Raw genomic sequence first — 1899 nt, forward strand, 5'->3', positions numbered from 1 at the left:
TACCGTTAAGCTTTTCAGCTACGATTTTTTCTTTTTCAACTATTTTTGGTTCGTTATTTTTCATTAGAACCAACCAGGAATGATTTGACCTGTAGTGACGTATGCACCAACTGCTGCAACGAAACCTAACATTGCTGCCCAACCATTAAAACGTTCTGCTTCTGGAGTCATTTTGTTTATGTAATTTGTAAATAAATATAACATAATTATTTAGTAATGTAAAGAAAATCAGGGATTAATCCTAGCTTTATCAGAAAAATTCAAAAAACTGCTACATATATGTGTCGAAATATACCTTATCGATGTTTTTATTATTGTTCTGATTTTTTAAATTTGAGAAAAAAATATAAGCTTTTCACCTTGTTTTTTTAGAGGTATATCCTCATTTAGAGGTAATTTAAATTAATATATTACAAGAGTCAGCTAGTAGGGATACAGGCTGACTCTTTTTTTTGAGAATTTTTAGTTTTTGACTAAAAGTAGTTTTTAGAATTCAAATAATTGCTATTAATAAATTAGATATATATGAATTTATGTCATTCGCGACCTACTACATGCATTTAATTTTTGGAAGGATTCCTTCTCTAATGAGTTCTGATTTAATACTTTATATCTTGCCTGCTCTTACAATTTCAATATTATTCTTTAGCCTTAAAATAATGTTTTTCAAGACTCCTAAATTGAGAAAGGTTAAATAATCAAGGATTTTAGAATTATTCTTTTTACTGAAGCGCCCAATTTTTTTAATTTTGGATAATAGACTTTTTTTTTCGGCAACTCAAAGAAATAGAGACTGCATTGGTGATGTACTATCCAGAATTATAAAAAAAGGTTCAGTATTGGAAATCGGGAGTGGCAGTGGTGAACATGGAGTGTTTTTTCAAAAACGCTTTCCTGGAATAATTTGGCAAACAAGTGATCCAGAGTTAGTGCATAGAAAAAGTATAAGTTCTTGGATTGAGTATGAAGACTTAACTAAGAAAATGCCCCAGCCTCTTGAGATTGATGTAGAAAAAATTCCTTGGAAAATTCCATTGAGATTAGCTCATTCTTTGCAAGGAATAGTCTCTATAAATATGATTCATGTAGCACAGTGGTCTTGTACTGTAGCACTCTTTAGAGAGTCAGGAAAATTACTCAATAAGGGACAATTTTTGATTTTGTATGGGCCATTTAAAATTTGTAATAAGCATACAAGTGAAAGTAATTATTTTTTCGATAATTCATTAAAAATGCAAAATGATCTTTGGGGTATTAAAAATCTTGAGGAAGTTTGTGATGAGAGTAAGAAAAATGGTTTTTCTCAAGAGGATATTATTAGTATGCCTGCAAATAATTTTTCAATAATTTACAGAAAAGTTTCTTGATAAGGCAAATACAAAAATTAATAAGTTTTTAAAATTCATCTTATTAGATGATCAACCTGATAGTTTTTTGCTCCATTCTTTATGCTTTTGATCTAAATCTGAAATTTTTTCGCCTAAACTCAACTGTCTTTCTAATAATTCAACTTTTGTAAGTGTTATTTTTTCCGAATAAAATTTAATAGGCTGCTTACCATGCAAATTGTCACCACTCATAAGAATTAATTTATCTGAATATTTTTCTAAGATGAAAAATTTGTTATTGCTAATTCTTTTATATTCTTTTCAGATTTGCGTAAATTAATGTGATAAAGAATTGATGCTTATTATATTTTTAATCCACCATTTTGTATGAAGATTGCCATATATATCTTCCTCTCTTGCTGTCTGACTTAACAGCAACGCAATTGCAAGCAATATTCCATAGAGCTTTGTGTATTGGATCAGGATTAAAAAGATATGCTTTTTTAAAGGCTTTTTTAATTAAGACAGTTGCCTTTTTTGCATGATAATGAGGGATCGTAGGACATACATG

Annotated in this window: 3 protein-coding genes and 1 pseudogene; 1 reads left to right on the forward strand and 3 read right to left on the reverse strand. The window is 29.2% G+C overall.

Features of this window, described 5'->3' with window-relative positions; all coding sequences use genetic code 11:
* Positions 1–63 precede the first annotated feature (63 nt).
* Complete coding sequence (locus MK115_RS09260; RefSeq protein WP_011132751.1) at positions 64–171, reverse strand: high light inducible protein; 108 nt, start codon at positions 169–171, stop codon at positions 64–66.
* A gap of 578 nt (positions 172–749) precedes the next feature.
* Between MK115_RS09260 and MK115_RS09265 the strand changes: the two genes are divergently transcribed.
* The gene (locus MK115_RS09265; protein ID WP_287610944.1) at positions 750–1367 is read left to right on the forward strand and encodes a DUF938 domain-containing protein; all 618 of its coding nucleotides are present in this window, start codon (positions 750–752) and stop codon (positions 1365–1367) included.
* A 51-nt stretch (positions 1368–1418) separates the two neighbouring features.
* Here MK115_RS09265 and MK115_RS09270 read toward each other — a convergent pair whose 3' ends face one another.
* Together MK115_RS09270 and MK115_RS09275 are read right to left on the reverse strand one after the other, a co-directional pair.
* Positions 1419–1580 (reverse strand): hypothetical protein, encoded by a 162-nt coding sequence (locus MK115_RS09270; RefSeq protein ID WP_187149184.1) that lies wholly within the window; start codon positions 1578–1580, stop codon positions 1419–1421.
* 118 nt (positions 1581–1698) lie between these two features.
* Positions 1699–1899, reverse strand: a pseudogene (locus MK115_RS09275) (fatty acid desaturase); the annotation flags it as partial.

Source organism: Prochlorococcus sp. ALOHA_ZT_50 (assembly GCF_022447305.1).
In the GTDB taxonomy this organism is placed as follows: Bacteria; Cyanobacteriota; Cyanobacteriia; order PCC-6307; family Cyanobiaceae; genus Prochlorococcus_A.